Annotated in this window: 23 protein-coding genes; 9 read left to right on the forward strand and 14 right to left on the reverse strand. The window is 72.2% G+C overall.

Translation table 11 applies throughout. The annotated features are described in order from the left end of the window. Positions 1 to 3 precede the first annotated feature (3 nt). Positions 4 to 348 (reverse strand): SAV_915 family protein, encoded by a 345-nt coding sequence (locus ACZ7EC_RS26265; RefSeq protein ID WP_471066286.1) that lies wholly within the window; start codon positions 346 to 348, stop codon positions 4 to 6. A gap of 326 nt (positions 349 to 674) precedes the next feature. Between ACZ7EC_RS26265 and ACZ7EC_RS26270 the strand changes: the two genes are divergently transcribed. Then, positions 675 to 1,241 carry a universal stress protein gene (locus tag ACZ7EC_RS26270; RefSeq protein ID WP_471066288.1) on the forward strand — a complete coding sequence of 189 codons (567 nt, stop codon included), beginning with the start codon at positions 675 to 677 and terminating at the stop codon, positions 1,239 to 1,241. Between the two features lie 199 nt (positions 1,242 to 1,440). On the opposite strand, the gene ACZ7EC_RS26275 is transcribed toward ACZ7EC_RS26270, so the two are convergent. The 5 genes from ACZ7EC_RS26275 to kdpF all read right to left on the reverse strand — a co-directional run bounded on the left by ACZ7EC_RS26275 (position 1,441) and on the right by kdpF (position 6,738). Beyond that, positions 1,441 to 2,124, reverse strand: a complete 684-nt coding sequence (locus ACZ7EC_RS26275; RefSeq protein ID WP_471066290.1) for a response regulator — start codon at positions 2,122 to 2,124, stop codon at positions 1,441 to 1,443. Positions 2,125 to 2,220: 96 nt separating this feature from the next. After that, the gene (locus ACZ7EC_RS26280) at positions 2,221 to 2,853 is read right to left on the reverse strand and encodes a potassium-transporting ATPase subunit C (protein ID WP_471066292.1); all 633 of its coding nucleotides are present in this window, start codon (positions 2,851 to 2,853) and stop codon (positions 2,221 to 2,223) included. Between the two features lie 5 nt (positions 2,854 to 2,858). Beyond that, on the reverse strand, positions 2,859 to 4,985 hold the full coding sequence (gene kdpB, locus ACZ7EC_RS26285; protein ID WP_471066293.1) for a potassium-transporting ATPase subunit KdpB: 2,127 nt from the start codon (positions 4,983 to 4,985) through the stop codon (positions 2,859 to 2,861). Then, complete coding sequence (kdpA, locus tag ACZ7EC_RS26290) at positions 4,985 to 6,646, reverse strand: potassium-transporting ATPase subunit KdpA (protein WP_471066295.1); 1,662 nt, start codon at positions 6,644 to 6,646, stop codon at positions 4,985 to 4,987. Before kdpA ends, kdpB begins: the two co-directional genes overlap by 1 nt. A gap of 2 nt (positions 6,647 to 6,648) precedes the next feature. Further along, positions 6,649 to 6,738: a K(+)-transporting ATPase subunit F gene (gene kdpF / locus ACZ7EC_RS26295; protein ID WP_016434100.1), complete on the reverse strand. Its 90-nt coding sequence runs from the start codon at positions 6,736 to 6,738 to the stop codon at positions 6,649 to 6,651. Positions 6,739 to 7,027: 289 nt separating this feature from the next. Between kdpF and ACZ7EC_RS26300 the strand changes: the two genes are divergently transcribed. The 6 genes from ACZ7EC_RS26300 (at position 7,028) to ACZ7EC_RS26325 (ending at position 11,854) form a co-directional block, all read left to right on the forward strand. Beyond that, a complete protein-coding gene (locus ACZ7EC_RS26300; protein ID WP_471066297.1) occupies positions 7,028 to 8,092 on the forward strand; it encodes a lipoate--protein ligase family protein in 1,065 nt (354 codons plus the stop codon). 160 nt (positions 8,093 to 8,252) lie between these two features. After that, on the forward strand, positions 8,253 to 8,789 hold the full coding sequence (locus ACZ7EC_RS26305) for an SAV_915 family protein (RefSeq protein ID WP_471066299.1): 537 nt from the start codon (positions 8,253 to 8,255) through the stop codon (positions 8,787 to 8,789). After that, the gene (locus ACZ7EC_RS26310; RefSeq protein ID WP_471066301.1) at positions 8,786 to 9,091 is read left to right on the forward strand and encodes a DUF6317 family protein; all 306 of its coding nucleotides are present in this window, start codon (positions 8,786 to 8,788) and stop codon (positions 9,089 to 9,091) included. Before ACZ7EC_RS26305 ends, ACZ7EC_RS26310 begins: the two co-directional genes overlap by 4 nt. Then, positions 9,091 to 10,380 carry a WXG100 family type VII secretion target gene (locus tag ACZ7EC_RS26315; protein WP_471066303.1) on the forward strand — a complete coding sequence of 430 codons (1,290 nt, stop codon included), beginning with the start codon at positions 9,091 to 9,093 and terminating at the stop codon, positions 10,378 to 10,380. The genes ACZ7EC_RS26310 and ACZ7EC_RS26315 overlap by 1 nt, the downstream gene beginning before the upstream one ends. Next, positions 10,358 to 10,903, forward strand: a complete 546-nt coding sequence (locus tag ACZ7EC_RS26320; RefSeq protein WP_471066305.1) for a hypothetical protein — start codon at positions 10,358 to 10,360, stop codon at positions 10,901 to 10,903. Before ACZ7EC_RS26315 ends, ACZ7EC_RS26320 begins: the two co-directional genes overlap by 23 nt. A gap of 267 nt (positions 10,904 to 11,170) precedes the next feature. Then, on the forward strand, positions 11,171 to 11,854 hold the full coding sequence (locus ACZ7EC_RS26325) for a hypothetical protein (protein ID WP_471066306.1): 684 nt from the start codon (positions 11,171 to 11,173) through the stop codon (positions 11,852 to 11,854). A 29-nt stretch (positions 11,855 to 11,883) separates the two neighbouring features. Here the strand turns inward: ACZ7EC_RS26325 and ACZ7EC_RS26330 are convergent, their stop codons facing one another. The 8 genes from ACZ7EC_RS26330 to ACZ7EC_RS26365 all read right to left on the reverse strand — a co-directional run bounded on the left by ACZ7EC_RS26330 (position 11,884) and on the right by ACZ7EC_RS26365 (position 21,363). Then, the gene (locus ACZ7EC_RS26330; RefSeq protein WP_471066308.1) at positions 11,884 to 13,419 is read right to left on the reverse strand and encodes an NCS1 family nucleobase:cation symporter-1; all 1,536 of its coding nucleotides are present in this window, start codon (positions 13,417 to 13,419) and stop codon (positions 11,884 to 11,886) included. 156 nt (positions 13,420 to 13,575) lie between these two features. Continuing rightward, a complete protein-coding gene (locus ACZ7EC_RS26335; protein WP_471066310.1) occupies positions 13,576 to 14,598 on the reverse strand; it encodes a TIGR03842 family LLM class F420-dependent oxidoreductase in 1,023 nt (340 codons plus the stop codon). An 11-nt stretch (positions 14,599 to 14,609) separates the two neighbouring features. Continuing rightward, positions 14,610 to 16,013 (reverse strand): dihydropyrimidinase, encoded by a 1,404-nt coding sequence (gene hydA / locus ACZ7EC_RS26340; protein ID WP_471066312.1) that lies wholly within the window; start codon positions 16,011 to 16,013, stop codon positions 14,610 to 14,612. Between the two features lie 28 nt (positions 16,014 to 16,041). Beyond that, on the reverse strand, positions 16,042 to 16,884 hold the full coding sequence (locus ACZ7EC_RS26345) for a nitrilase-related carbon-nitrogen hydrolase (RefSeq protein ID WP_471066314.1): 843 nt from the start codon (positions 16,882 to 16,884) through the stop codon (positions 16,042 to 16,044). Positions 16,885 to 17,040: 156 nt separating this feature from the next. Then, a complete protein-coding gene (locus ACZ7EC_RS26350; protein ID WP_471066316.1) occupies positions 17,041 to 18,618 on the reverse strand; it encodes a PucR family transcriptional regulator in 1,578 nt (525 codons plus the stop codon). A 56-nt stretch (positions 18,619 to 18,674) separates the two neighbouring features. Further along, a complete protein-coding gene (locus ACZ7EC_RS26355; RefSeq protein WP_471066318.1) occupies positions 18,675 to 19,961 on the reverse strand; it encodes an aspartate aminotransferase family protein in 1,287 nt (428 codons plus the stop codon). Beyond that, positions 19,958 to 20,800 carry a nitrilase-related carbon-nitrogen hydrolase gene (locus ACZ7EC_RS26360; protein ID WP_471066320.1) on the reverse strand — a complete coding sequence of 281 codons (843 nt, stop codon included), beginning with the start codon at positions 20,798 to 20,800 and terminating at the stop codon, positions 19,958 to 19,960. The genes ACZ7EC_RS26355 and ACZ7EC_RS26360 overlap by 4 nt, the downstream gene beginning before the upstream one ends. 311 nt (positions 20,801 to 21,111) lie before the next feature. Then, positions 21,112 to 21,363 carry a helix-turn-helix domain-containing protein gene (locus ACZ7EC_RS26365; RefSeq protein ID WP_397983153.1) on the reverse strand — a complete coding sequence of 84 codons (252 nt, stop codon included), beginning with the start codon at positions 21,361 to 21,363 and terminating at the stop codon, positions 21,112 to 21,114. Between the two features lie 122 nt (positions 21,364 to 21,485). Between ACZ7EC_RS26365 and map the strand changes: the two genes are divergently transcribed. Beyond that, the gene (map, locus tag ACZ7EC_RS26370; RefSeq protein ID WP_471066322.1) at positions 21,486 to 22,262 is read left to right on the forward strand and encodes a type I methionyl aminopeptidase; all 777 of its coding nucleotides are present in this window, start codon (positions 21,486 to 21,488) and stop codon (positions 22,260 to 22,262) included. A gap of 143 nt (positions 22,263 to 22,405) precedes the next feature. Further along, a complete protein-coding gene (locus tag ACZ7EC_RS26375) occupies positions 22,406 to 24,982 on the forward strand; it encodes an ATP-dependent Clp protease ATP-binding subunit (RefSeq protein ID WP_471066323.1) in 2,577 nt (858 codons plus the stop codon). Positions 24,983 to 24,994: the final 12 nt, after the last annotated feature.

Here is a 24,994-nt window from a genome sequence, read left to right on the forward strand (position 1 = left end):
GGTTCAGGCGATCCGGGCGATCCGCGGGGCGCGGGCGGCGGCCGGGGCGGCCAGCGGCGCCGCAGCGGGGGCGGTGAACTGCGGGTCCACCGTGAGGACGGTGACGCCGAGCGGTGCGGTCAGGGTGCGCAGTTCGGTCCCCGCGAGGCGGATGAAGGCGTGACCGGGGCCGAGCGCGGCGGTGAGCCGGGGCACGGAGGTGAAGCCGACGGCGGTGCGCGCGCCGGGCGGGGTACGGAAGAGGCGTACCGCGTATCCGGAGGGTCCCGGCCGGACGGGGACGTACAGGGGTCCGGCCGGGAACGGTTCGGGGGGCTCGGGGTCGTCGCCGTGGCGGAGTTCTGTCATGGGGTGCCTCCCGTGCGGCAGGGAGTGTGGAGTCGAAAGACCCCGGACGCGGGGAGGCGGTCCGGGGTGCGCTGTCGACGGTATGCCCGGACCACCCGCTCAGCGGGCCCTTCCTGACGCGACGCTGACGGGGATCCGGGCGGCTTTGACGGGTTGCTGACGTTCCCGCCGAAAGGGGGGCGGACAGGCCGTCAGCGGAGCGCCAAGAAAGGGCGTTCGCCCTGTTCCGGGGCCTGGAACGCGGGTGTGATGGAGGGGATTCCCGAGAACCCCCGGCCGGGGCGGCGGCGCCGTCTTCCGGTCGCCGTCCGCAGAAGGTGGAAGCGATGCCCGAGTACCAGGAGCCGGCGGCGGCGCGCGTGCTGGTGGGGGTCAGCGGCTCGCCGGGCAGTCTCGCCGCGCTCGGGCGGGCCGCCGCCGAGGCGCGCTCGCGCCGGGCGGAGCTGTGGCCGGTGCTGGCCTGGGAGCCGCCCGAGGGGGATCTCGCCGCGCGCCGCTTCCCGGCCGCGGCGACGGTGGTCCCGGAGTGGGAACGGCTCGCCGGGGAACGGCTCCTCGGCGCGCTGCGCGCCGTGTTCGGCGGGACGTCGACCGGGTTGCCCGGAGGGGCACTCGTCGCGCGGGGCGCGCCCGGACCCGTGCTGGTGCGGCTCGCCGACCGTGACACCGACCTCCTCGTGATCGGTGCCGGTGGCCGCGGCCGGCTGCGCCGCGCCCTGTGGCCCTCGGTGAGCCGCTACTGCCTCGCCCGCGCCGCCTGCCCCGTCCTCACCGTCCCGCCCTCTCCCCTGCACACGGCCCTGGCGCACGCCCACCGCCGCAACGCGCTGCGGCTGCGCCTGGACAGCGGGGATGTGGAGCGGGAACTGGGGCTCGGACGACACGGGGCGTGAGGCGGCGGGCCGGAGGCGGCGGCTTGGAGGCGGTGCGACAAGCCGGGAGGCCGGGCGGCGGGTCGGACGGTGGGCCGGCCGGGACCTGCGCCGACTCCCGAAGCCCGAGCCGACCTGTCCGAACCGGCCCCCGAAGCCCGAGCCCACCCCGCGTCCGCCTCACCCCACCCCACGCCTGCCCAAGCCCGCTCACACCCGCTCACACCTCGAAGCGGTACCCCATCCCCGGCTCGGTGATCAGGTAGCGGGGGTGGGCGGGGTCGGTCTCCAGTTTGCGGCGGAGTTGGGCCATGTAGACCCGCAGGTAGTTGGTCTTGTCGGTCCGCGTGACGCCCCACACCTCCCGGAGCAGGTGCCGCTGGGTGATCAGCCGGCCGGGGTTGGTCACCAGGATCTCCAGCAGCTGCCACTCGGTCGGGGTGAGCCGCACGTCCCTGCCGTCCCGCAGCACCTTCCTGGCCGGCAGGTCGATGCTGAAGTGCTCCGTCCGCACCCGGACCGGCTCCGGCGCGGCCGGGGTGTCCTCGGTGCGGCGGACCGCGGCGCGCAGCCGGGCCAGCAGCTCGTCCATGCTGAACGGCTTGGTGACGTAGTCGTCGGCGCCCGCGTCGAGCGCCGCGACCTTCTCGCCGGACGCCTGCCGGGCGGAGACCACGATGACCGGCGTCCGGGTCCAGCCGCGCAGCGCCCTGAGGACGTCGAGACCGTCCATGTCGGGCAGCCCGAGGTCGAGCAGGATCACGTCGGGTCGGCGGGCTGCGGCGAGGCGCAGGGCCGTGGCTCCGTCGGGGGCGGTGTCGACGCCGTAGCGCCGCGCCCGCAGGTTGATGACGAGGGCCCGTACGAGCTGCGGGTCGTCCTCGACCACGAGCACCCGTGTCATGGGGGTCACTCTCCTGTCCGTAGGGGATGCCGCGGGAGCCGGCGCCGCCGGGATGTCTCCCAGGGCGCCGGCTCCGTGCGCGGGCGGGGCGGTACGTCACCGCCGCGCGACGAGGTCCCGCAGCGCGATGTTGAGTTCCAGGACGTTGACCTGCGGTTCGCCCACGAAGCCGAGGGCTCGGCCCTGGGTGTGGTCCTTCACCAGCCGTTCGACCCGCGCGACCGGCAGGCCGTTGCGCTGGGCGACCCGGTGCACCTGGAGCTCGGCGTACGCCGGGGAGATGGCCGGGTCGAGGCCGGAGCCGGAGGAGGTGACCGCGTCCGCCGGGACCTGGGCGGGCCGGACGGTGTAGCCGGGCACGGAGTTGTCCTTGACGACCTTCGCCCTGGCGTCCTCGACGGCCCGGACGAGTCGGGGGTTGTCGGCGGCCAGGTTGGTCGCCCCGGAAAGGATCAGCTTGTACCGGGTGTTGACGGAGTTCGTGCCGAGGCCGGCGGCGGGCCGGGGCTGGAAGTACTTGAGGCTGTAGCCCTGTTGGCCGATGAGGGAGGAGCCGACGACCTTGCCGTCCGCCTTGATCTCGGAGCCGTTCGCCTTGCCGGGGAACAGCGCCTGGGCGACGCCGGTGACGGCCAGCGGGTAGACGACGCCGGTCACCAGGGTCAGCACGAGCAGGGCCCGCAGGCCCGCCCAGAGCAACCGGGCGGTGTTCGGGACGGAGTTGTTCATGGCGATCAGCCGATTCCGGGAATGAGGGAGATGAGCAGGTCGATGAGCTTGATCCCGACGAAGGGGGCGATCAGCCCGCCGATGCCGTAGAGGCCGAGGTTGCGGCGGAGCATCTTGTCGGCGCTCATCGGCCGGTACCGCACGCCCTTGAGGGACAGCGGGACCAGCGCGATGATGATCAGCGCGTTGAAGACGACCGCCGACAGGATCGCCGAGTCGGGCGAGGACAGCCGCATGATGTTCAGCTTGTCCAGGCCCGGATAGACGGCCGCGAACAGCGCCGGGATGATCGCGAAGTACTTCGCCACGTCGTTGGCGATGGAGAACGTCGTCAACGCGCCGCGGGTGATGAGGAGTTGCTTGCCGATCTCGACGATCTCGATCAGTTTGGTCGGGTTGGAGTCGAGGTCGACCATGTTGCCGGCCTCCTTGGCGGCCGACGTGCCGGTGTTCATCGCGACGCCGACGTCGGCCTGCGCGAGCGCGGGTGCGTCGTTGGTGCCGTCACCGGTCATCGCGACCAGCTTGCCGCCGGCCTGCTCCCGTTTGATGAGGGCCATCTTGTCCTCGGGGGTGGCCTCGGCGAGGAAGTCGTCGACGCCCGCCTCCTCGGCGATCGCCTTCGCGGTCAGCGGGTTGTCGCCGGTGATCATCACGGTCTTGATGCCCATGCGGCGCAGCTCCTCGAACCGCTCGCGCATGCCCTCCTTGACGACGTCCTTGAGGTGGATGACACCGAGGACGCGGGCGCCGCGCTCGTCGTGCACGGCGACCAGCAGCGGGGTGCCGCCGGCCCCGGCGATCCGGTCGGTCAGGTCCTGGGCGTCCGGGCCGACGTCACCGCCCTGTTCGCGCACCCAGCCGATGACGGACGCGGTGGCGCCCTTGCGGATGCGGCGGCCGTCCAGGTCCACGCCGGACATCCGGCTCTGCGCGGTGAAGGCGATCCACTCGGCGCCCGCCAGCTCGCCCCGGTGGCGTTCGCGCAGCCCGTACCGCTCCTTGGCGAGGACGACGACGGACCGGCCCTCGGGGGTCTCGTCCGCGAGCGAGGAGAGCTGGGCCGCGTCCGCGACCTCGGCCTCGGTCGTCCCGCGCACCGGCGTGAACTCGGCGGCCTGGCGGTTGCCGAGGGTGATGGTGCCGGTCTTGTCCAGCAGCAGCGTGGAGACGTCGCCGGCGGCCTCGACCGCGCGCCCCGACATGGCGAGCACATTGCGCTGCACGAGCCGGTCCATGCCGGCGATGCCGATCGCGGACAGCAGCGCGCCGATGGTGGTCGGGATCAGGCAGACCAGCAGGGCCACCAGCACCACCATGGTCAGATGGGTGCCCGCGTAGTCGGCGAACGGCGGCAGGGTGGCGCAGGCCAGCAGGAAGACGACGGTCAGCGAGGCCAGCAGGATGTTGAGCGCGATCTCGTTGGGCGTCTTCTGCCGGGCCGCGCCCTCCACCAGTCCGATCATCCGGTCGATGAAGGTCTCGCCGGGCCGCGTCGTGATCCGCACGACGATGCGGTCGGACAGCACCTTGGTGCCGCCGGTGACGGCGCTGCGGTCGCCGCCGGACTCGCGGATGACCGGGGCGGACTCGCCGGTGATCGCCGACTCGTCCACCGAGGCGACGCCCTCGACGACGTCGCCGTCACCGGGGATGATGTCGCCCGCCTCGCACACCACCAGGTCGCCGATGGTCAGCGCGGTGCCGGGGACCTGCTCCTCGGCGCCGTTCACCAGCCGGCGGGCGACGGTGTCGGACTTGGCCTTGCGCAGGGTGTCGGCCTGGGCCTTGCCGCGGCCCTCGGCGACCGCCTCCGCCAGATTGGCGAAGATCACCGTCAGCCACAGCCAGGCGCTGATGGTCCAGCCGAACCAGTCGGTGGGATCCTTGAAGGAGAACGCGGTGGTCAGGACCGAGCCGACCCACACCACGAACATCACGGGCGACTTCACCATCACCCGCGGGTCGAGCTTGCGCACCGCCTCGGGCAGGGACTTCAGCAGCTGCTTGGGGTCGAACAGGCCCGCTCCGACGCGGCCCTCGTCGGCCTGGTGACCGGTGGGCGCGTCCTGGTGGGGCGCAAGGGTGGGAGTGGACATCGCGTCCTCGTGGGAGGGAGTTCGGGTCGTCATCACGCCAGCCCTTCGGCGAGCGGGCCCAGCGCCAGCGCCGGGAAGTAGGTGAGACCGGTGATGATCAGGATCGCGCCGACCAGCAGGCCGGTGAACAGCGGCTTGTCGGTGCGCAGGGTGCCCGTGGTGGCCGGCACCGGCCGCTGCCCGGCGAGGGAGCCGGCGAGCGCGAGCACGAACACCATCGGCAGGAACCGGCCGAACAGCATCGCGAGCCCGGTCGTGGTGTTGAACCAGTCGGTGTCGGCGTTCAGTCCGGCGAAGGCCGAGCCGTTGTTGTTCGACGCGGAGGTGAAGGCGTACAGCACCTCGGAGAACCCGTGCGCGCCCGGATTGAGCATCGAGTGCGGCGGGGTCGGCAGCGCCATCGAGGCGGCGGTGAAGACGAGGACCAGCGTCGGGGTGACGAGGATGTAGCAGGCGGCGAGCTTCATCTCTCGGCCGCCGATCTTCTTGCCCAGGTACTCGGGGGTGCGGCCGACCATCAGACCGGCGATGAACACCGCGATCACAGCCATGATGAGCATGCCGTACAGGCCGGAGCCGACGCCGCCGGGCGCGATCTCGCCCAGCATCATGCCGAGCATGGTGATGCCGCCGCCGAGGCCGGTGAAGGAGGAGTGGAAGGAGTCCACCGCGCCGGTGGAGGTGAGCGTCGTCGCCACCGAGAAGATCGAGGAGCCGGCGACCCCGAACCGGGTCTCCTTGCCCTCCATCGCGCCGCCCGCCACCTGGAGCGCCGGGCCGTGGTGGGAGAACTCCGCCGCCATCATCAGCAGGGTGAAGCCCACCCAGATGGTGGCCATCGTGGCGAGGATCGCGTAGCCCTGCTTCACCGAGCCGACCATCACACCGAAGGTGCGGGTCAGGCAGAACGGGATGACCAGGATCAGGAAGATCTCCAGGAGGTTGGTCAGGGCGGTGGGGTTCTCGAAGGGGTGGGCGGAGTTGGCGTTGAAGTAGCCGCCGCCGTTGGTGCCCACCTCCTTGATGGCCTCCTGGGAGGCGACCGCGCCGCCGTTCCACTGCTGGGTGCCGCCCATGAACTGGCCGACCTCGTGGATGCCGGAGAAGTTCTGGATCGCCCCGGCGGCCACCAGGAGTACGGCGGCCACGGCGGCGACGGGCACCAGGATCCGTACGGTGCCGCGCACCAGGTCGGACCAGAAGTTGCCGAGTTCACCGGTGCGGGAGCGGGCGAAGCCTCGCACCAGGGCGATGGCCACGGCCATGCCGACCGCCGCGGAGACGAAGTTCTGCACGGCCAGACCGGCGGTCTGCACCACGTGCCCCATCGTCTGCTCGCCGTAGTACGACTGCCAGTTCGTGTTGGTCACGAACGACACGGCGGTGTTGAAGGACTGCGCCGGGCTCACCGAGGAGAAGCCCAGCGAGCCGGGCAGCACCCCCTGGAGCCGCTGGAGCAGGTAGAGGAACAGGACGCTCACGGCCGAGAAGGCGAGGACGCCGCGCAGATACGCGGGCCAGGTCATCCCGGCGTCCGGGTCCGCCCCGATGCCCCGGTAGATCCACTTCTCCGCCCGCAGATGCCGGGGGGAGGTGTAGACACGGGCCATGTAGCCGCCGAACGGGATGTACACGAGCGCCAGCACGCCTATCAGGGCGAGCAGTTGCAGGAAACCTGCGAGTACGGGGCCCACCGTCAGAACCTCTCCGGGAAGATCAGGGCGAGGACGAGATAGCCCAGCAGGGCGACGGCCACGACCAGGCCGACGATGTTCTCGGCGGTCACAGCTTCGTCACCCCCTTGGCGACGAGAGCCACCAGCGCGAACGACACGATCGTGGTGACGACGAAGGCCAGATCGGCCATCGTGAACTCCTGGAATGAGGTGCGAAAGAACGCGGACGGTTAGAGGAAAACGCCCGTGTGGCCGGTTCTGACCGCTGTTGACGCCCCTCTTACGGCCATCCCTCCGCCTTTGACGACTCTCTTACGGGGCGTGATCCGCACCAGTCGGCGGGGAACACCTCGGGCAGGCGGCGCGTTGATCACTGGGAGTGGAACGGAGGGCCCGGACGGTGCACGGAGAGTACAAGGTGCCCGGCGGCAAGCTGGTCGTCGTGGATGTGGAGACGGACGGCGGCGTGCTGCGCGACGTCCGGGTGGCCGGCGACTTCTTCCTGGAGCCGGACGAGGCGCTGGACGCGGTCGACGCCGCGCTGGAGGGCGCTCCGGCGGGCACCGACGCGGCCGGACTCGCCGCCCGGATCGAGGCGGCGCTGCCCGCGGGCACGGTGATGTACGGGCTGACGGCGGAGGGCATCGCGATCGCGGTGCGTCGGGCCCTGGCACGCGCCACCGACTGGACCGACTACGACTGGCAGCTGATCCACGAGGGCCCCCAGGCCCCGGCCCTGCACATGGCCCTGGACGAAGTGCTGACCGCCGAGGTGGCCGCGGGCCGGCGCCCGCCGACGCTGCGGGTGTGGGAGTGGGGCGCCCCCGCGGTGATCATCGGCAGCTTCCAGTCGCTGCGCAACGAGGTCGATCCGGCCGGCGCCGCCCGGCACGGCATCGAGGTGGTGCGGCGGATCTCCGGCGGCGGCGCGATGTTCGTGGAGCCCGGCAACACCATCACGTACTCCCTGTCGGTGCCCGAGTCCCTGGTGCACGGCCTGTCCTTCCAGGACAGCTACGCCTATCTGGACGACTGGGTGCTCGCCGCCCTCGGCGACATGGGCATCAGGGCCTGGTACCAGCCGCTGAACGACATCGCCACCGACCAGGGCAAGATCGCGGGCGCCGCGCAGAAGCGGATCGTCGGCCCCGGCGGCGGTCCGGGCGCGGTGCTGCACCACGTGACCATGTCGTACGACATCGACGCCGACAAGATGACCGAGGTGCTGCGCATCGGCCGGGAGAAGCTGTCGGACAAGGGGACCCGCAGCGCGAAGAAGCGGGTGGATCCGCTGCGCCGGCAGACCGGGCTGGCCCGTGAGGCCGTCATCGAGCGCATGATCGACTCCTTCCGCGCGCGCTACGGCCTGGCGCCGGGCAAGGTCACCGACGAGGAGCTGGCGCGGGCCCGTGAACTGGCCCGGACGAAGTTCGCCACCGGCGAGTGGACCGCGCGGGTGCCGTGACGGTTCCCCGAGGCGGGGGCCCGGTTCAGGCGCGGGTCAAGGAACGCCCATGCCCCGTCCAAGCCCCTGTATGAGTTCCGTGCACGCCGGGGCGCCGGCTCCGACATAGCCGGATTTGCCCCGCCGCCCGCTGGCTACCGTGGTCTGGCCTGAATCGGCCATGCACGACCACGGGGAAGAGGTGACGGCGGTGGCGCCGCCGATACGTTCACGCCTGCTCGACTTCCTGGAGCCGGGACCGGAGCCGGACCCGCGCACCCCACCGGAGCCGCGACCGCGCCCCTCCCGTCTGCTGGAGCTCGCCGAGACCGCCCCTCCCCCGCGCGCGCCCGCGGACGGCCGGCCGGGTCCGCGGCCCGGTGTGCCGCCGTACGACACCCCGGTGTGCGTCCCGGCGCACCCGCGCTCCGTCGTGGGCACCGGCCGCGGCGGCCGCCCGGCGCGGCTGCCCTTCATCTGCTTCGAGCTGTTCGAGCATCCCGCGCACGGCACGGTCGCCTTCGCCTTCACCTCGCCGTCGAGGCTGGCCGCGTCGCTCGGCGACGCCCAGCCATGGGTGGGCAGTTCCCTCGGCCCGCTGGCCGAGGGCATGGCGGAGCGGGGCGTCACCGTCCTGCTCGACCCGCAGACCGCGCCCGCACAACCCCACTGGCGGCCCGCCGACCTGGCCGCGTTCGCTCAGGAGGTGCGCCGGTGACGGCCGACTTCAAGGTCATCTACGCGGACCTCACCGCGCTGGCCAAGACCTTCCACGACCAGGCCGGCGACTACCGCAAGCTCGCCCCGGACGTGTCCCCGCCCGTCGTCAGCGGCGGCGATCCGGGGCTGGACTCCGCGCTCAAGGAGGTCGCGGACCTCCTGATCGCCCTGCACACCGGGCTCGCCGACCGCATGGACGACCACGGCGACAAGGCCGCCTACGCACGCGACTCCTTCCACCGGCACGACGTGGACGTCCATGGCGTCTTCGCCGACCTCACCCCCGAGGAGTGGTCCTGATGGGCGACAGCTGGGTGGGCGGTGACATCGGTGGCCTGCACACGATGGCCGCCACGTACAAGGGCGCCAAGGAGAAGCTCGACGGCGTCGTCAAGCCACTCGGCACGGCCGTCGACAAGCTGGCCAGCGACGCGAGCTGGAAGGGCGAGGCGGCCGAGAAGTTCCGTTCCATGTGGAGCGAGGACGCGGTCACGGCCGGCGGCTTCGCCGAACTGGTGGCGGCGGCGGGCGAGATCATCGAAACGCTCGCCCAGGCCCTCTCCACGTGCGAGACGTCCCTGCAGAACGCGGAGCACGTCGCGGCCGGCAAGGGCGTGGCCACGGACGCCAAGGGCGCGCCGCTGCCGATGATGACGTCGAACCCGCCGAGCGCCGACGACCAGAAGGCCGTCTCCGCGATGAACGAGTACGCGAAGGTGCGCGAGGGCATCCTGCACACGGCGCAGCACGCGCGGCTGGTGGCGGCGCAGCAACTCCAGGACCTGTACGACAAGGTGACCGGGAAGGACTCCTCCGTGTCCACCGGGGACAAGGTCACGCTGTACGACGCCCTGCGCGGGCTGTACGCGTACGACGCCGAGGACGCGCGGGCCGGCGGCAAGAAGGCGCGTGAGAAGCTCGACGACGCCCGGCAGGCGGCGCAGGACGCCAAGAAGGAACTGCGCGCGGAACGCAGGGCCTATCAGAAGGCCGGCAAGGCACTGCCCAAGGACCTGCCCGCCAAGAGCGCCTACCGCGACGCGGTCACCAAGGTCGACGCCCTGGAGGACGACATCGCGCGCGCCGACCACGGGAGCACGAAGCTCCCGTACGACCGCGCCCTGAACGTCAAGCTCGCGGACGTCGCGGACGCCGTGCGGCTCGGCAAGGGGCTGGAAGCGGTGCCGGACGTGCTGCGGGAACTCCCCGTCCTGGACATCGCCGCGGCCGGCACCTGCGGGCTCCTCGAAGCCACCGACGACCACGACGCGGGCTGGTCCTGGCAGCGTTCCGTCGCCACCGACGAGGGTGCCAACGTCGGCGGGCTGGTCGCCGGAGCGGTGGTGGCGGGTGCCCTGCTGCCGGCCGAGGCACCGGCCGCCGCCGTGGCCGCGGTCGGGGTGGGCGCGACGATCATCGCGACCGGCGTCATCGACCACTCGCTGCACGAGCACTGGAGCGAGGACATCCACGACCACGGCGTGATCGGCGGCGTGGCGGTCGGCACCGGGCACGTGCTCAGCGACACCGGCAAGGACGTCGGGCGCATGGGAAAGGACATCTGGCATGGCGTCAAAAGCATCTTCTGAGGCCCCCGCGCCCGAGTTCTCCGTACCCGTCCCCGCCCTGCCGAAGCTGGGCCGCACCTGGTACCGGCGCGGCCCGCGGTACTGGCTGTGCCGCGCCCGTACGACGGTCTTCATCGTCCTCGTCCTGGCCATGTTCGGCTTCTTCGCGCTGAGTCTGTACGACGGGTTCACCAGCGAGTGGTCGCCGGGCGTCCGGGCGGCGGTGAACTGGGTGCAGGCGGCCGGTGCGTGTGTCGCGGTGGTCTGGGGCTGGGTGACACAGCGCCGGAGCCACCGCGCGGCGCTGCTCGACCCGCCCGCTCCGGGCGAGACCGCGGCGGCCCAGCGCGACCACGGCAGGCGGGTTCCCGGCCGGATCGCGCTGGGCCGCGGCCTCGTCATCCTCGCCGCGCCCGTCCTGCCGATGTTCGCCGCCTACGTCGCCGGCTGGCTGCTCGCCTGGACCACCGTGCGCGAATACCCCAGCGAGGTGGGCGCCCGCCGCTGGATGGAGGCCCAGAGCAGACGCGCCGCGACGCGCTGAGCACGGTGCGGATCCCTGAACTGCCCGCGCACCTGATTGCCGGGGGCCGTGCGCCGTAGCAGCGCGGGCTCCTCCTCCTCGCCGCCCCCGTGCTGCCGGCGGCGGCTGGAGGCGCGAAACGGGCGGATCGGTACGTCGTGAGCGCCCGCCGGTGACCGGGCGGGCACCGTGCGAGTTCGCGCTTTTGCCGCACAGGCAGTCGTGTGACACTGTCCTCCCCGCTCCTCCCGCGGGCCTCTTCCGTCCCCCCTCAACGAGATGTGCGCCGTGCGTTCTCTGCCTCTGCCGCTCGCCCTCGCCGCTCGGCTGACCCCGGTCGCGGTCCTCGCCTGCGCCGGGTGGGCGCTGTCCTCGACTCCCGCCACGCCCCGGGAGTCCTCCGCCGGGCACCAGTCCGCGGCGAGCGCGCCCGAACCGTCGTCGTCCACCGCGCCCTCCGCCCCGGACGCGGCGGCGAAGGCGTACTCCAGCGCCTCCTCGCCCTGCGCCGCCGTGCCCGCCTCGACCGTGGGCGATCTGGTGCCCGGTGCGAAGCCGGCCGGCAAGGAGATCCCCTCGACCGACCCGAAACTGCGCCGCACCTGCTCCTGGAACGCCCTGCACGGCTACGCCTACCACTGGCTCGACGTCTCCTACGAGATCAGCGACTCCGTGCCGGAGGCCGAGCAGGAGTACCGGCAGCAGGTGGACAAGAAGGACGGCGGCGGCAGCGTGCCGGGGCTCGGGGACAGCGCCTACTCGGTCGTCGGCCTCTCCACCGAGGACAAGCAGCAGACCCGCGAGGGCGTGGTGGTGGTGCGCGTCTCCAACGCCCTCGTGGTGGTGACGTACAGCGGCAGTGACTTCGACACCGGGAAGGCGCCGGGGACGGACGAGATCAACAAGGGTGCCATCAAGGTGGCGCGCGCGGCGGTCGGTGCGCTCGGGGGCGGGCGGTCCGGGTCCGGCTGACCGTCCCGCCCCGCGAGGACGGCCCCCGCTCAGGCGGCCTCCGTGGCGGGCACCCTCCGGACGGCAGGCAGGGTCAGCGCCAGGTAGAGGACGAGCGAGGTGCCGAGGCCGACCGCCCAGCCGTAGTCGGCGAGCGGGGCGAGGGCCGGGACCGGGCGGCCGTCGTACAGCGGTTTCAGGCTGGCGCCGCCGATCGCGAGGACGCCGCCGGCGAGGAAGGCGAGGACCGCCCGCCAGTTCCAGCCGCCCGTGTACCAGTACCGGCCGCCGGCGCGGTAGAGGTCGGCGAGGTCCAGCCGGGTGCGGCGCACGATCCAGTAGTCGGCGACGAGGATGCCCGCGACGGTGCCGAGCAGTCCGCCGACCAGGCCGAGCCAGGTGAAGATGTAGCCCTGCGGGTCGGAGTACAGCTTCCACGGGCAGATCAGCACCGCGAGGACGGCGGTGATCAGCGCGCCCGCGCGGAAACTCACCTTGCTGGGCGCCACGTTGGAGAAGTCGAAGGCCGGGGAGACCAGGTTGGCGGCGATGTTCACCGAGAGGGTCGCCACCAGGACGGTGACCAGGGCGTAGAGCAGACCGACCACGTTGTCGGTCTTCGCGGCCAGCTGCACCGGGTCCCAGACGGGCTTGCCGTAGACCGCCTGCGAGCCGGAGGTGACCAGCACGGACAGGAAGGCGAACAGCGTCATGGTGGTGGGCAGGCCGAGCGCCTGGCCCCGCGTCTGGGCCCGCTGGCTGCGGCCGTAGCGGGTGAAGTCCGGGATGTTCAGCGAGAGCGTGGACCAGAAGCCGATCATGCCCATGAGGGACGGCCAGAACAGCTTCCAGAACCGGCCGCCCCAGCCGAGCGTGGACGGCTGGTCGAACAGCGGACCGACCCCGCCGGCCCTGGACGCCATCCACCACAGCATCACGAACGCGCCGACCAGCACGAACGGCGCGGCCCAGTTCTCGAAGCGGCGGATGGTCTCCATCCCCCGGTGGATGATGGCCACTTGGAGCGCCCAGAAGAGGGCGAACGACAGCCACATGGTCCAGGCGTAGCCGCCGAGGCGCGCCGCGTCCGACCAGCCGTCGCCGATCAGTTTCCCGGCGAGGAAGTAGATGGCCTCGCCGCCGATCCAGGTCTGGATGCCGAACCAGCCGCAGGCCACCAGCGCCCGTACGACGGCGGGGAGGTTGGCGCCGCGTACCCCGAAGGAGGCGCGGGCGAAGACCGGGAAGGGGATGCCGTACTTCGGTCCGGCGTGCCCGGTCAGCAGCATCGGCACCAGGACGACCAGGTTGGCGACGGCGATGGTGAGCACCGCCTGCTTCCAGTCCATGCCGACGGCGATCAGACCGGAGGCCAGCGTCCAGGAGGCGGTGTTGTGGGCCATGCCGACCCACAGCGCGGAGAAGTTGTACGTCGTCCAGGTGCGCCGGCCGGCCGGGACCGGGAGCAGATCCTCGTTGGCGTAGCGGCCGCTGGGCCGCGGCGCGCCGGAGGCGATCTCCACCCGGCCGTCGGCCAGGGTGACTTGGGTGGGTGCTGGTATGTGGCCGGGAGCGGTGTCGGTCATGGGCGGGCCCCAATCGGGAACGAGGCGGGTCGGCACAGGCCCTTGCGGGCACCAGTCCCTCCCCGCGGGGAGGCGGGGAGGGACGACCAGGGGTGGGGGGTTGGGGCGGACCCCCGAGGGGACCGGAAGGAAGAGGAACGAACAGAGCCGGTGCGACTAGGAGTTGACGGCCGGGATCACCTGTGTGCCGTAGGCGTCGATGGTGGCCTCCTGCGCGTCGTGCATGTCGTACAGCGCGAACTGGTCGACGCCCAGGGCGCGCAGGGCGGTCAGCTTCTCGATGTGCCGCTCGGGCGGGCCGATGAGGCAGAAGCGGTCCACGATCTCGTCCGGCACGAACTCGGTGTCGGGGTTGCCGCTGCGCCCGTGGTGGGCGTAGTCGTAGCCCTGCCGGGCCTTGATGTACGCGGTGAGTTCCGCCGGGACCTGCGCGGAGTGTTCGCCGTACTTGGCGACCAGGTCGGCCACGTGGTTGCCGACCATGCCGCCGAACCAGCGGCACTGGTCGCGGGCGTGGACGAGGGCTTTTGGGGAGTCGTCGGCGGTGACGTACGCCGGGGCCGCCACGCAGATGCGGACCTCGGCGGGGTCCCGGCCGGCCGCCTTCGCCGCGTCCTTGACGGCCTTCACCATGTACTCGGTGAGGTAGAGGTCGGCCAACTGGAGGATGAAGCCGTCGGCTTCCTCGCCGGTCGTCTTCAGCGCCCTGGGGCCGTACGCGGCCATCCAGACGGGCAGGTGGGCGCCCGGCCTGACCCAGGGGAACCTGACGACCGTGCCGCCGCCGAGGTCTGCGGAGTCGCCCCGGCCGAGGGCGCGGATCACCTTGATGGCCTCGCTGATCCGGGCGAGGGTGTTGGGCTTGCGGCCCGCGACGCGCATGGCGGAGTCGCCGCGGCCGATGCCGCACACGGTGCGGTTGCCGAACATGTCGTTGAGGGTGGCGAAGGTGGAGGCGGTGACCTCCGGGGTGCGGGTGGACGGGTTGGTGACCATCGGCCCGACCGTCAGCCGTTCGGTCCGGGCGAGGATCTGGCTGTAGATGACGAACGGCTCCTGCCACAGCACGGCGGAGTCGAAGGTCCAGCCGTGGCTGAAGCCGTTGCGCTCGGCCCGCTGCATGAGGCCGATGACGCGGGAGGCCGGCGGGTCGGTCTGGAGGACGAGTCCGAAGTCCATGGGCGCTGCTCCTAGTCGAGGTACTGGCAGGTGGAGCGCGGGGTGTAGACGCCGTGTCCGGCGTGCCCGGTGTACTCCCGCCGGTCGATGACGGTCTCGCCGCGCGAGAGGACCGTCTCCACCCGGCCGGTGATCCGCCTGCCCTCGTACGGGGAGTAGTCGACGTTCATGTGGTGCGTCTCGGCGGAGATCACCTGCTCGGCGCGCGGGTCGTAGATCACCACGTCGGCGTCGGCGCCGGGCGCGATGGTGCCCTTCTTCGGGTACAGGCCGAACATCCGCGCCGGGGTGGCGCAGGCGATCTCGATCCAGCGGCGGCGGGAGATGCGCCCGTCGACCACGGCCTGGTGGAGGAGGTCCATGCGGTTCTCCACGCCCGGCATCCCGTTGGGGATCTTGGAGAAGTCGCCCCGGCCCAGCTCCTTCTGGCCGCTGAAGCAGAACGGGCAGTGGTCGGTGGAGACCACCTGGAGGTCGTTGGTGCGCAGGCCCCGCCAGAGCGCCGCCTGGTGCTCCCTGGGCCGCAGGGGCGTCGAGCACACGTACTTGGCGCCCTCGAAGCCGGGCTCGGCGAGGTTGTCGGTGGACAGGAACAGGTACTGCGGGCAGGTCTCGCCGAACACGTTCAGCCCGTCGTCGCGGGCCCGCGTCAGCTCGGCCAGCGCCTCGGCGGCCGAGACGTGCACGACGTACAGCGGTGCGCCCGCGACCTGGGCGAGCCGGATGGCGCGGTGGGTGGCCTCGGCCTCCAGCAGGGCCTTGCGGACCTCGCCGTGGTAGCGGGGGTCGGTCTCGCCGCGGGCGAGGGCCTGTTCGACCAGGACGTCGATGGCGATGCCGTTCTCGGCGTGCATCATGATCAGTCCGCCGTTGCCCGCGGCGCGCTGCATGGCGCGCAGGATCTGGCCGTCGTCGGAGTAGAACACGCCGGGATAGGCCATGAACTGCTTGAAGGAGGTCACGCCCTCCTCCACGAGCAGGTCCATCTCCTTGAGCGTCTCCTCGTTCACATCGGAGACGATCATGTGGAAGGCGTAGTCGATCGCGCAGTTGCCCTCCGCCTTCTGGTGCCAGGCGTCCAGGCCCTCGCGCAGGGTGTGGCCGACGCTCTGGATGGCGAAGTCCACGATGGTGGTCGTACCGCCCCAGGCGGCGGCGCGGGTGCCGGTCTCGAAGGTGTCGCAGGCGTAGGTGCCGCCGAAGGGCATCTCCATGTGGGTGTGGCCGTCGACGCCGCCGGGGATGACGTATTTCCCGGTGGCGTCGACGACCCGGTCGGCGGTGAAGGTCTCCGCGGCGGGCGTCTGGGAGGCGGCGAGGGCGGCGATGCGGCCGTCCTCGATCAGGACGTCGGCGTGGATCTCGTCGGACGCGGTGATGACGAGACCACCACGGATGACGGTACGGCTGCTCATGCTGCTCCCTCGGGTCACTCGGCTTCGGTCAGGGCGCCGTCAGCGGGCCGTACGCGCCCGGCGCCCGGTCCCGGTAGAACTGCCAGCGGTCGCGGACCTCGCGGAGCTTGGCCATGTCCAGGTCGCGGACGATCAGTTCGGGCTCTTTGTCACTGGCGATCTCGCCGACGTACTGGGCCTCGGGGTCCACGAAGTACGTCGTGCCGTAGAAGTCGTTGTCGCCCAGGTCCTCCACGCCGACCCGGTTGATCGCGCCGACGAAGTACTCGTTGGCGACGGCCGCGGCCGGCTGCTCCAGCTGCCACAGGTACCTGGACAGGCCGCGGGAGGTGGCGGAGGGGTTGAAGACGATCTCGGCGCCCTGCAGGCCGAGCGCCCGCCAGCCCTCCGGGAAGTGCCGGTCGTAGCAGATGTAGACGCCGATCCGGCCGACCGCGGTGTCGAAGACGGGCCAGCCGCTGTTGCCGGGCCGGAAGTAGAACTTCTCCCAGAATCCCCGCACTTGGGGGATGTGGGTCTTGCGGTACTTGCCGAGGTAGCTGCCGTCCGCGTCGATCACGGCGGCGGTGTTGTAGAGGACGCCCGGCTGCTCCTCCTCGTACATCGGCAGGATCAGCACGATGCCGAGGGCGCGGGCGAGGGACTGGAAGCGCTGGACGGTGGGACCCTCGGGGATCCGCTCGGCGTAGTCGTAGAACGCCGTGTCCTGGACCTGGCAGAAGTAGGGGCCGTAGAACAGCTCCTGGAAGCACAGGACCTGGGCGCCCTGTGCGGCCGCGTCGCGGACCGCCTGCTCGTGGACCTGGATCATGGATTCCTTGTCGCCGGTCCAGGCGGTCTGGAACAGGGCGGCACGGATCACTCGGCTCATCGGGACCTCCGTGTAGCTGGGTGTGCGGTGAGCCTAGGAAGCGGGCGGACCGGCTTCGACGGGCAGCGTGTCACGTCCCCGGCAGCTTCGCGTGCCACCGTGTCATGTCTGCGCTGGCCCATGTTTCCCCGCCGTTTCCCCAGGTGGTCACCGGTTTCAGCGTTGTTGCGCGTCGTGCGCGAGCAGCGCGATGTGCACGGAGGCGGCCTGTTCGAAGTCGTCCAGGTCGACGCCGAGCCGGCTCTGTATGGCCTCCAGGCGGCGGTAGAGCGCGGGCCGGGACACATGGTGGAGGCGGGCGGTGCGGGACTTGTTGCGACCGGTGGCGAGGTAGGTGCGCAGCACGCCCAGCAGCTCGGGTTCGGCCTGCCGCAGCAGCCCGTCCAGCTCCCGTTCCGCGAAGGACTGCACATGCGGGTTCTCGCGCAACAGCCGTACGAGCCCCCGCAGATGGACGTCTTTGAGGCGGACGACGGCGGGCAGGCCGAGGGCGGCGGCGGAACCGGCGACGGCCTCGGCGACATGGCGGGCCTCGCGCAGCCCGGCGGACACCTCGTCCCAGCCGGTGCGCGGGTCGGCGGCGGCGACGACGGCGTCCGGCCGCCCGGTGCTCTCCCGCAGCCGGGCCGCGAACAGATCGGTGAGGGTGTCGGCGGGCCGGTCGCGCGGGAGGCTGAGCAGCACGGCACTCACCCCGTCGGCCAGTTCGGCGGCGAGCCCGGACAGGCCCAGCACCCGCAACAGCCGGTCCAGCGCGGGGGGTTCGGCGTCGGGGACGACGAGCGGCACGAAGGTGCGCAGGTTGACCGGCAGCCCGGCGGCGCGGGCGCGGGGCAGCAGTTGGCGGGCCGGTACGACGCCGGAGACGAGGTCGGTCAGCAGGCTCTGCGCGGACTGCTCCTCCCAGCTCGGCGCGGAACCGGAGAGCATGCGGTGCAGGACCAGGGCCTCGGCGGCGCGGTCGGCGAGCAGCCGTCCGGTGGCCGTCTCGCCCCGGTAGCCGCACAGCAGCAGCCGGCCCCAGCGCTCGCCGCGCCCGCCGAGTTCGGCGCTGATCCAGGCGTCCAGGGCGCCGCCGCCGGCCTGCCGGGCGACCCGTTCCCAGTCCCGCAGCACGTCGTCCACGGCGGAGCGCTCCCCCGCCGTGGCGAGGACGCGGTGGGCGAGGTTGGTGAGCACGACGGGGCAGGCGCTGTGCCGGGCGACCTCGTCGAGCAGCCGCTGGAGCGGGGCGCCGGCCGTGATCAGCGCGGTGAGGTCGGTGCGTACCGCCTCGGACAGGCTGACGGCCGCGAACTTGCGCCGCAGCAGCCGGGACTGCACCTCCTCCGTCAACTCGGCGAAGGGGAACGGGCGGTGCAGTACGACCAGGGGCAGTCCGCAGCGTTCGGCGGCGCGGCGCATCACCTCGGGCGGGGCGGGGAACGCCCGGCCGAGGCCGAGGACCACGGCGGCGGCCTCGGCGCGGTGCAGGGAGCGGATGTACTCGGTCTGCCGGCTCTCGTCGCCGGCGAGGAGCACGCCGGTGGTGAGCACCATCTCGCCGCCGGTGAGCATCACGCCCACGTCGGCGGCCTCGGCGACGTGCACCCAGCGCACCGGCCGGTCGAGGCCGCCGGCGCCGGCCACCACCTCGGGCTCCCCGGCCAGCACCCGCTCCAGCGTCAGCACCTGGCGCACGGACAGGGCGGGTTCCGGCGGGGCGGCGGGACGGGAGGCGGAGGTGGTGGTCATGGCCGTATCCCCTTGCTCGGCAGTACCAGGTGTCCCCTTGGTGTACTACGCGTTCGTTACGCGTACGCGCTCCTGAGCGCGGCTTCCAGGACGGCGGCGCCCTCCTCGGCCTCCGCGACGGTCAGCGACAGCGGCGGGGCGATGCGCAGGGCACTGGTGTCGTGGCCGCCGCCCTTGCCGATGAGCAGGCCCCCGGCGCGGGCCGCCTCCAGGACGGCGGCGGCCGCCTGCGGATCGGCCTCGTCAGTGCCCGGCCGCACCAGCTCGACGCCGATCATCAGTCCGCGCCCGCGCACCTCGCGCACGCCGGGCAACTGGGCGGCGACGGCCCGCAGCCGCTCGATGAGCAGGCCGCCGACCCGGCGGGCGTTGCCCTGGAGGTCGTGGTCGAGGAGGTAGGTGAGGTTGGCGAGCCCGGCGGCCATGGTGAGCTGGGTGCCACCGAAGGTGGAAATGCTGTTGGCGTCCAGGCAGTTCATGATGTCGGCGCGGGCGATGACCCCGCCGATGGAGGCGCCGTTGCCGATGCCCTTGGCGAAGGTGACGATGTCCGGCGGGCCGCTGCGGGCGTGTGCCCCCCAGCCCCAGAAGTGCTCGCCGGTGCGGCCCCAGCCGGTCTGCACCTCGTCGGAGATCCACAACGTGCCGCGTTCGGCGAGGATTTCGCGGAAGTCGGCGTAGAGACCGTCGGGCGGCGAGGTGAACCCGCCGACGCCCTGGATGGGTTCGGCGATCAGCGCGGCGGGCGGCCGGGTGTGGCCGAGGACGTCCTTGAGGTCGGCGACGCAGGCGTCGATGAAGGCCCGGTCGTCCAGGTGCGCGAAGGGGCCCCGTGTGCGGACGCCGCCGTGCACGTACAGGGTCTGGAGCGGGGACAGGGAGGTCGGGGACCAGGTGCGGTTGCCCGTGATGCCGACGGTCGAGAAGGAGCGGCCGTGGTAGCTGTTGCGCATGGCCAGGACGGTGTTGCTGCGCCGGTACGTGGTGGCGAGCAGCAGGGCGGTGTCGTTGGCCTCGGTGCCGGAGGTGGTGAAGAAGACGCGGGCGTCGGGGATGCCGCTCACCTGGGCGATGCGCTCGGCGAGTTCGACCATCGGGCGGTTGAGGTAGAGGGTCGAGGAGTGCAGGATGCGCCCCGCCTGCTCACTGACCGCCTTGGTGATCTCGGGCAGCGCGTGCGCGGTCATGGTGGTGAGGATGCCGCCGAAGAAGTCCAGGTAGCGGTTGCCGTCGGAGTCCCAGACGTGCCGGCCCTCGCCGTGGGTGATCTCGATCGGGTCGTCGTAGTAGAGGGCGAGCCAGTCGGGCATCACCCTGCGGTGGCGGGAGTAGAGGTCGCTCACGGCTGCACCAGCCCTTCGTAGGCGTCGGGACGGCGGTCGCGGTAGAAGGCCCACTGCTGCCGTACCTCGTCGATGAGTGCGAAGTCCAGGTCGCGGACGAGGAGTTCCTCGTCCTTGTCGCCCGCCGTGCCGCCGACGAACCGGCCGCGGGGGTCCACGAAGTACGACGTGCCGTAGAAGTCGTTGTCCCCGTACTCCTCCTGCCCCACCCGGTTGATGGCGGCGACGAAGTACTCGTTGGCGACGGCCGCGGCGGGCTGTTCCAGTTGCCAGAGGTGGGCGGACAGGCCCCGGTGGGTGGCAGAGGGGTTGTAGACCAACTGGGCGCCACCGAGCCCGAGTTGCCGCCATCCCTCGGGGAAGTGGCGGTCGTAGCAGATGGAGACGCCGACCTTGCCGACGGCGGTGTCGAAGACGGGCCAGCCGAGGTTGCCGGGGCGGAAGTAGTACTTCTCCCAGAAGCCCTCGACCTGGGGGATGTGGTGCTTGCGGTACTTGCCGAGGTAGCTGCCGTCGGCGTCGATCACGGCGGCGGTGTTGTAGTAGAACCCGGACTGCTCGACCTCGAAGACCGGCGCGACGACCACCATCCCGGTCTCCCGCGCGAGGTCCCGCATCCGCCGCACGGTCGGCCCGTCGGGCACGGGCTCGGCCCACCGGAAGTGCTCCCGGTCCTGGACCTGGCAGAAGTAGGGGGCGTTGAACACCTCCTGGAACCCGATGACCCGCGCGCCCCGCCGGGCCGCCTCGCGGGCGTGCGCCTCGTGTTTCGCCACCATGGACTCGGTGTCGCCGGTCCAGGTGGCCTGGACCAGCGCGGCGCGGACGACGTTGGCCATGAGCCGCTCCTTCGACACGACGTCAGAGCCTCTACGCCCGTAGACGGACCGCAGAGGCCACGAAGGTAAGCCCCGTGGGGCGGCTTGCCAAGACCATCGCCGCGATGCCGCCGATTCGCACTCCGGTGGGTGAGCGGGCCCTGCGGGCGGCTGCGCCGTGAAGATCCGCGGGTGCGGTGCTGCGAAGATCCGCGGGTGCGGCGCCGTGCTGGTCCGGGGCGGCGCCGTCATGGTCCGCGGGGCATGTCGCGGCTGGTCGCGCCCGCGCGGCGAAGCCGCCTGCCGACCGAGCCCCGCACCCCTCGGGGCGCTCAGGCAGCCAGCAGCGTGCAGTGCACCGCCAGCTCGTCCATCGACAGGCCGAGGGATCTCGCCAGCGCGGCCACCGTGAAGAAGGCCGGGGTCGGGGCGCGGCCGGTTTCGATCTTGCGGAGGGTCTCGGCCGAGATGCCCGCCGCGGCGGCGACCTCGACCATGCTGCGGTCACCGCGCGCCTCGCGCAGCAGCCGCCCGAGCCGCTCGCCGCGTTCGTGTTCTTCGGGGGTGAGGGGGGTGCGCACCATGCGTCCATTGTGCCCGCCGCCCTGGCCCATTCCCATACCGCCCGCCATTCCCATACCGCCCGCCCGTCCGGCCGGCGCGCACCCGCACGCGACCCAATTCAAATACCGGTATAGTAATTGGCATGGTGGAACTGAAGACGGACGCGTCCATCGACGCGATGCATGCCGCGGGCCAGGTCGTCGGGCAGGCCCTGAGCGCCGTACACAAGGCCGCGGACGTGGGAGTCTCGCTGCTGGAGCTCGACGAGGTGGCGCGCGAGGTGCTGCGGGCGGCCGGGGCCACCTCGCCCTTCCTCGGGTACCGGCCCTCCTTCGCCCCGACGCCCTTTCCCGCGGTGATCTGCGCCTCGGTCAACGACGCGATCGTGCACGGCATCCCCACCGGCTACCGACTGCGCGACGGCGACCTGGTCTCCATCGACTGCGGGGCGCTGCTGGACGGCTGGGCCGGCGACTCGGCGATCAGCTTCGTGGTGGGCCGCCCGCGCCCCGAGGACGTCCGGCTGGTGGACACCGCCGAGCGGGCGCTGGCGGCCGGTATCGCGGCGGCCGTCGTCGGCAACCGCATCGGCGACATCGCGCACGCCGTCGGCCGGGTCTGCCGTACGGCGGGCTACGGCGTCCCGCAGGACTTCGGCGGCCACGGCATCGGCCGCCGTATGCACGAGGACCCCGGCGTGCCCAACGAGGGCCGCCCCGGCCGCGGCCTCCTCCTGCGCCCCGGCCTGGTCCTGGCGATCGAGCCGATGCTGATCGGGGGCGGCGGGGACGACTACTACGCCGCCCCCGACGGCTGGACCCTGCGCACGACGGACGGCTCCCGCGCGGCCCACGCGGAACACACGGTGGCGATCACGGACGACGGCCCCCGGATCCTGACGGCACGCGTCCCGGCGTAGGGCCTCTCGTCCGGATCGTGCCGGGCGCGCCCAGCCCTCGCTTGGGCGAACATGCCCGCCCCCACACTTCATGCCATCGTGGGCATGAGCAGCACCATCCCGGTTACCCGGCGGAGCCACCGTCAGCGAAGGAACGCATCGCCATGACCAACGGCTACCCTCCTGACCCCTTCGGCGAATTCCTCGCCCGCTTCTTCAGCGGCGCCGCCGGGGGCGGCAGCGCGCCAGGTCCGCGGCACATCGACATCGGCCGGCTGCTCAGCCAGCCGGCGCGGGAGCTGGTCAAAGGGGCGGCGCAGTACGCGGCCGAGCACGGCAGCCGGGACCTGGACACCCAGCATCTGCTCCGCGCCGCCGTCTCCACGGAGCCCACGCGGAGCCTGCTGAGCCGGGCCGGGGCCGACCCGGACTCGCTCGCCACGGAGATCGACGACCGGGCGGGCCCGGTGCAGCACCCGCCGGGCGAGGTGCCGCCGCCGACCTCGCTGTCCCTGACCCCCGCGGTGAAGCGGGCCCTGCTGGACGCGCACGACATGGCCCGCTCCAGCGGCGCCGGGTACATCGGCCCGGAGCATGTGCTCAGCGCGCTGGCCTCGAACCCGGACTCGGCCGCGGGGCACATCCTGCACGCGGCCCGCTTCCCGGCGAGCGGGCTGCCGGCGGAGCCGTCCGAGAGCACCGGCCAGGTCCGGGTGGAGCGGCAGCGGGCCACCGGCACGCCCACGCTGGACAAGTACGGCCGTGATCTGACCGATCTGGCCCGCGAGGGCCGGGTCGACCCGGTGATCGGCCGGGACACCGAGATCGAGCAGACCATCGAGGTGCTGTCCCGACGCGGCAAGAACAACCCGGTGCTGATCGGCGACGCGGGCGTGGGCAAGACGGCCATCGTGGAGGGCCTCGCGCAGCGGATCGCCGACGGCGACGTGCCGGACCAGCTGGCCGGGCGGCGGGTGGTCGCCCTCGATCTGACCGGAGTGGTGGCCGGCACCCGCTACCGGGGCGACTTCGAGGAGCGCCTGAACAACATCGTGGAGGAGATCCGGGCCAACTCCGACCGGCTGATCGTGTTCATCGACGAGCTGCACACCGTCGTCGGCGCGGGCTCCGGGGGCGAGGGCGGCGCGCTGGACGCGGGCAACATCCTCAAGCCCGCGCTGGCCCGCGGCGAGCTGCACATCGTGGGCGCGACCACCCTGGAGGAGTTCCGCCGGATCGAGAAGGACGCGGCGCTGGCCCGCCGCTTCCAGCCGGTCCTGGTGCCGGAGCCGACCGTGCCGGACACCATCGAGATCCTGCGCGGGCTGCGCGACCGCTACGAGGCCCACCACCAGGTCCGCTACTCCGACGAGGCACTCGTCGCCGCCGTGGAGCTGTCCGACCGGTATCTCACCGACCGGCGGCTGCCGGACAAGGCGATCGACCTGATCGACCAGGCGGGCGCCCGCGTCCGGCTCGGCGCGCGCACCAAGGGCACCGATGTGCGCGCGATGGAACGCGAGGTGGACCAGCTGATCCGGGACAAGGACCAGGCGGTCGCCGACGAGGACTACGAGCAGGCCAAGCAGCTGCGCGACCGGATCGCCGAGCTGAAGGGGCGCATCACCGAGGTCAGCGGGGGCGGGCAGGCCGACGAGGGGCAGCTGGAGGTGACCGCGGAGTCCATCGCCGAGGTGGTCTCGCGGCAGACCGGCATCCCGGTCAGCCGGCTCACCCAGGAGGAGAAGGAGCGGCTGCTCGGCCTGGAGGAGCACCTCCACCAGCGGGTCGTCGGCCAGGAGGAGGCGGTCGCGGTGGTCGCCGAGGCGGTGCTGCGCTCGCGCGCCGGGCTCGCCAGCCCCGCCCGCCCGATCGGCAGCTTCCTCTTCCTCGGCCCGACCGGTGTCGGCAAGACCGAGCTGGCCCGCGCGCTCGCCGAGGCGCTGTTCGGCAGCGAGGACCGCATGGTCCGCCTCGACATGAGCGAGTACCAGGAGCGGCACACCGTCTCCCGGCTGGTCGGCGCCCCGCCCGGCTACGTCGGCCACGAGGAGGCGGGACAGCTCACCGAGGTGGTGCGCCGGCACCCGTACTCGCTGCTGCTGCTCGACGAGGTGGAGAAGGCGCACCCGGACGTCTTCAACATCCTGCTCCAGGTGCTGGACGACGGCCGGCTCACCGACTCGCAGGGCCGCACGGTGGACTTCACCAACACGGTCATCGTGATGACCAGCAACCTCGGCTCGGAGGCGATCACCCGGCGCGGCGCCGGGATCGGCTTCGGGCCGGGGGGCGCGGAGGCCGACGAGGAGGCGCGGCGCGAGCAGATCATGCGGCCGCTGCGCGAGCACTTCCGGCCCGAGTTCCTCAACCGCATCGACGAGATCGTGGTCTTCCGGCAGCTCACGAGCGAGCAACTGCGACAGATCACCGACCTGTTGCTGGAGAGCACCCGGCGGCTGCTGGACGGGCAGGGCGTCCGGGTGGAGTTCACGGACGCGGCGGTCGACTGGATCGCCGAGCGCGGCTACCAACCGGAGTACGGCGCCCGGCCGTTGCGCCGCACCATCCAGCGCGAGGTGGACAACCGGCTGTCGCGGCTGCTGCTGAACGGCACGATCTCCGAAGGCAGCCACGTCACGGTGGACGTCGAGGACGGGCGGCTGGACTTCCGGACGGCCGGGGCGCCGGGAGCCGCCCCCGAGGCCCGACAGGCCCCGTCCGCCGGTCCGATGGTGTGAGAGCCGTACGCG

This window comes from Streptomyces sp. NPDC037203, from assembly GCF_055605065.1.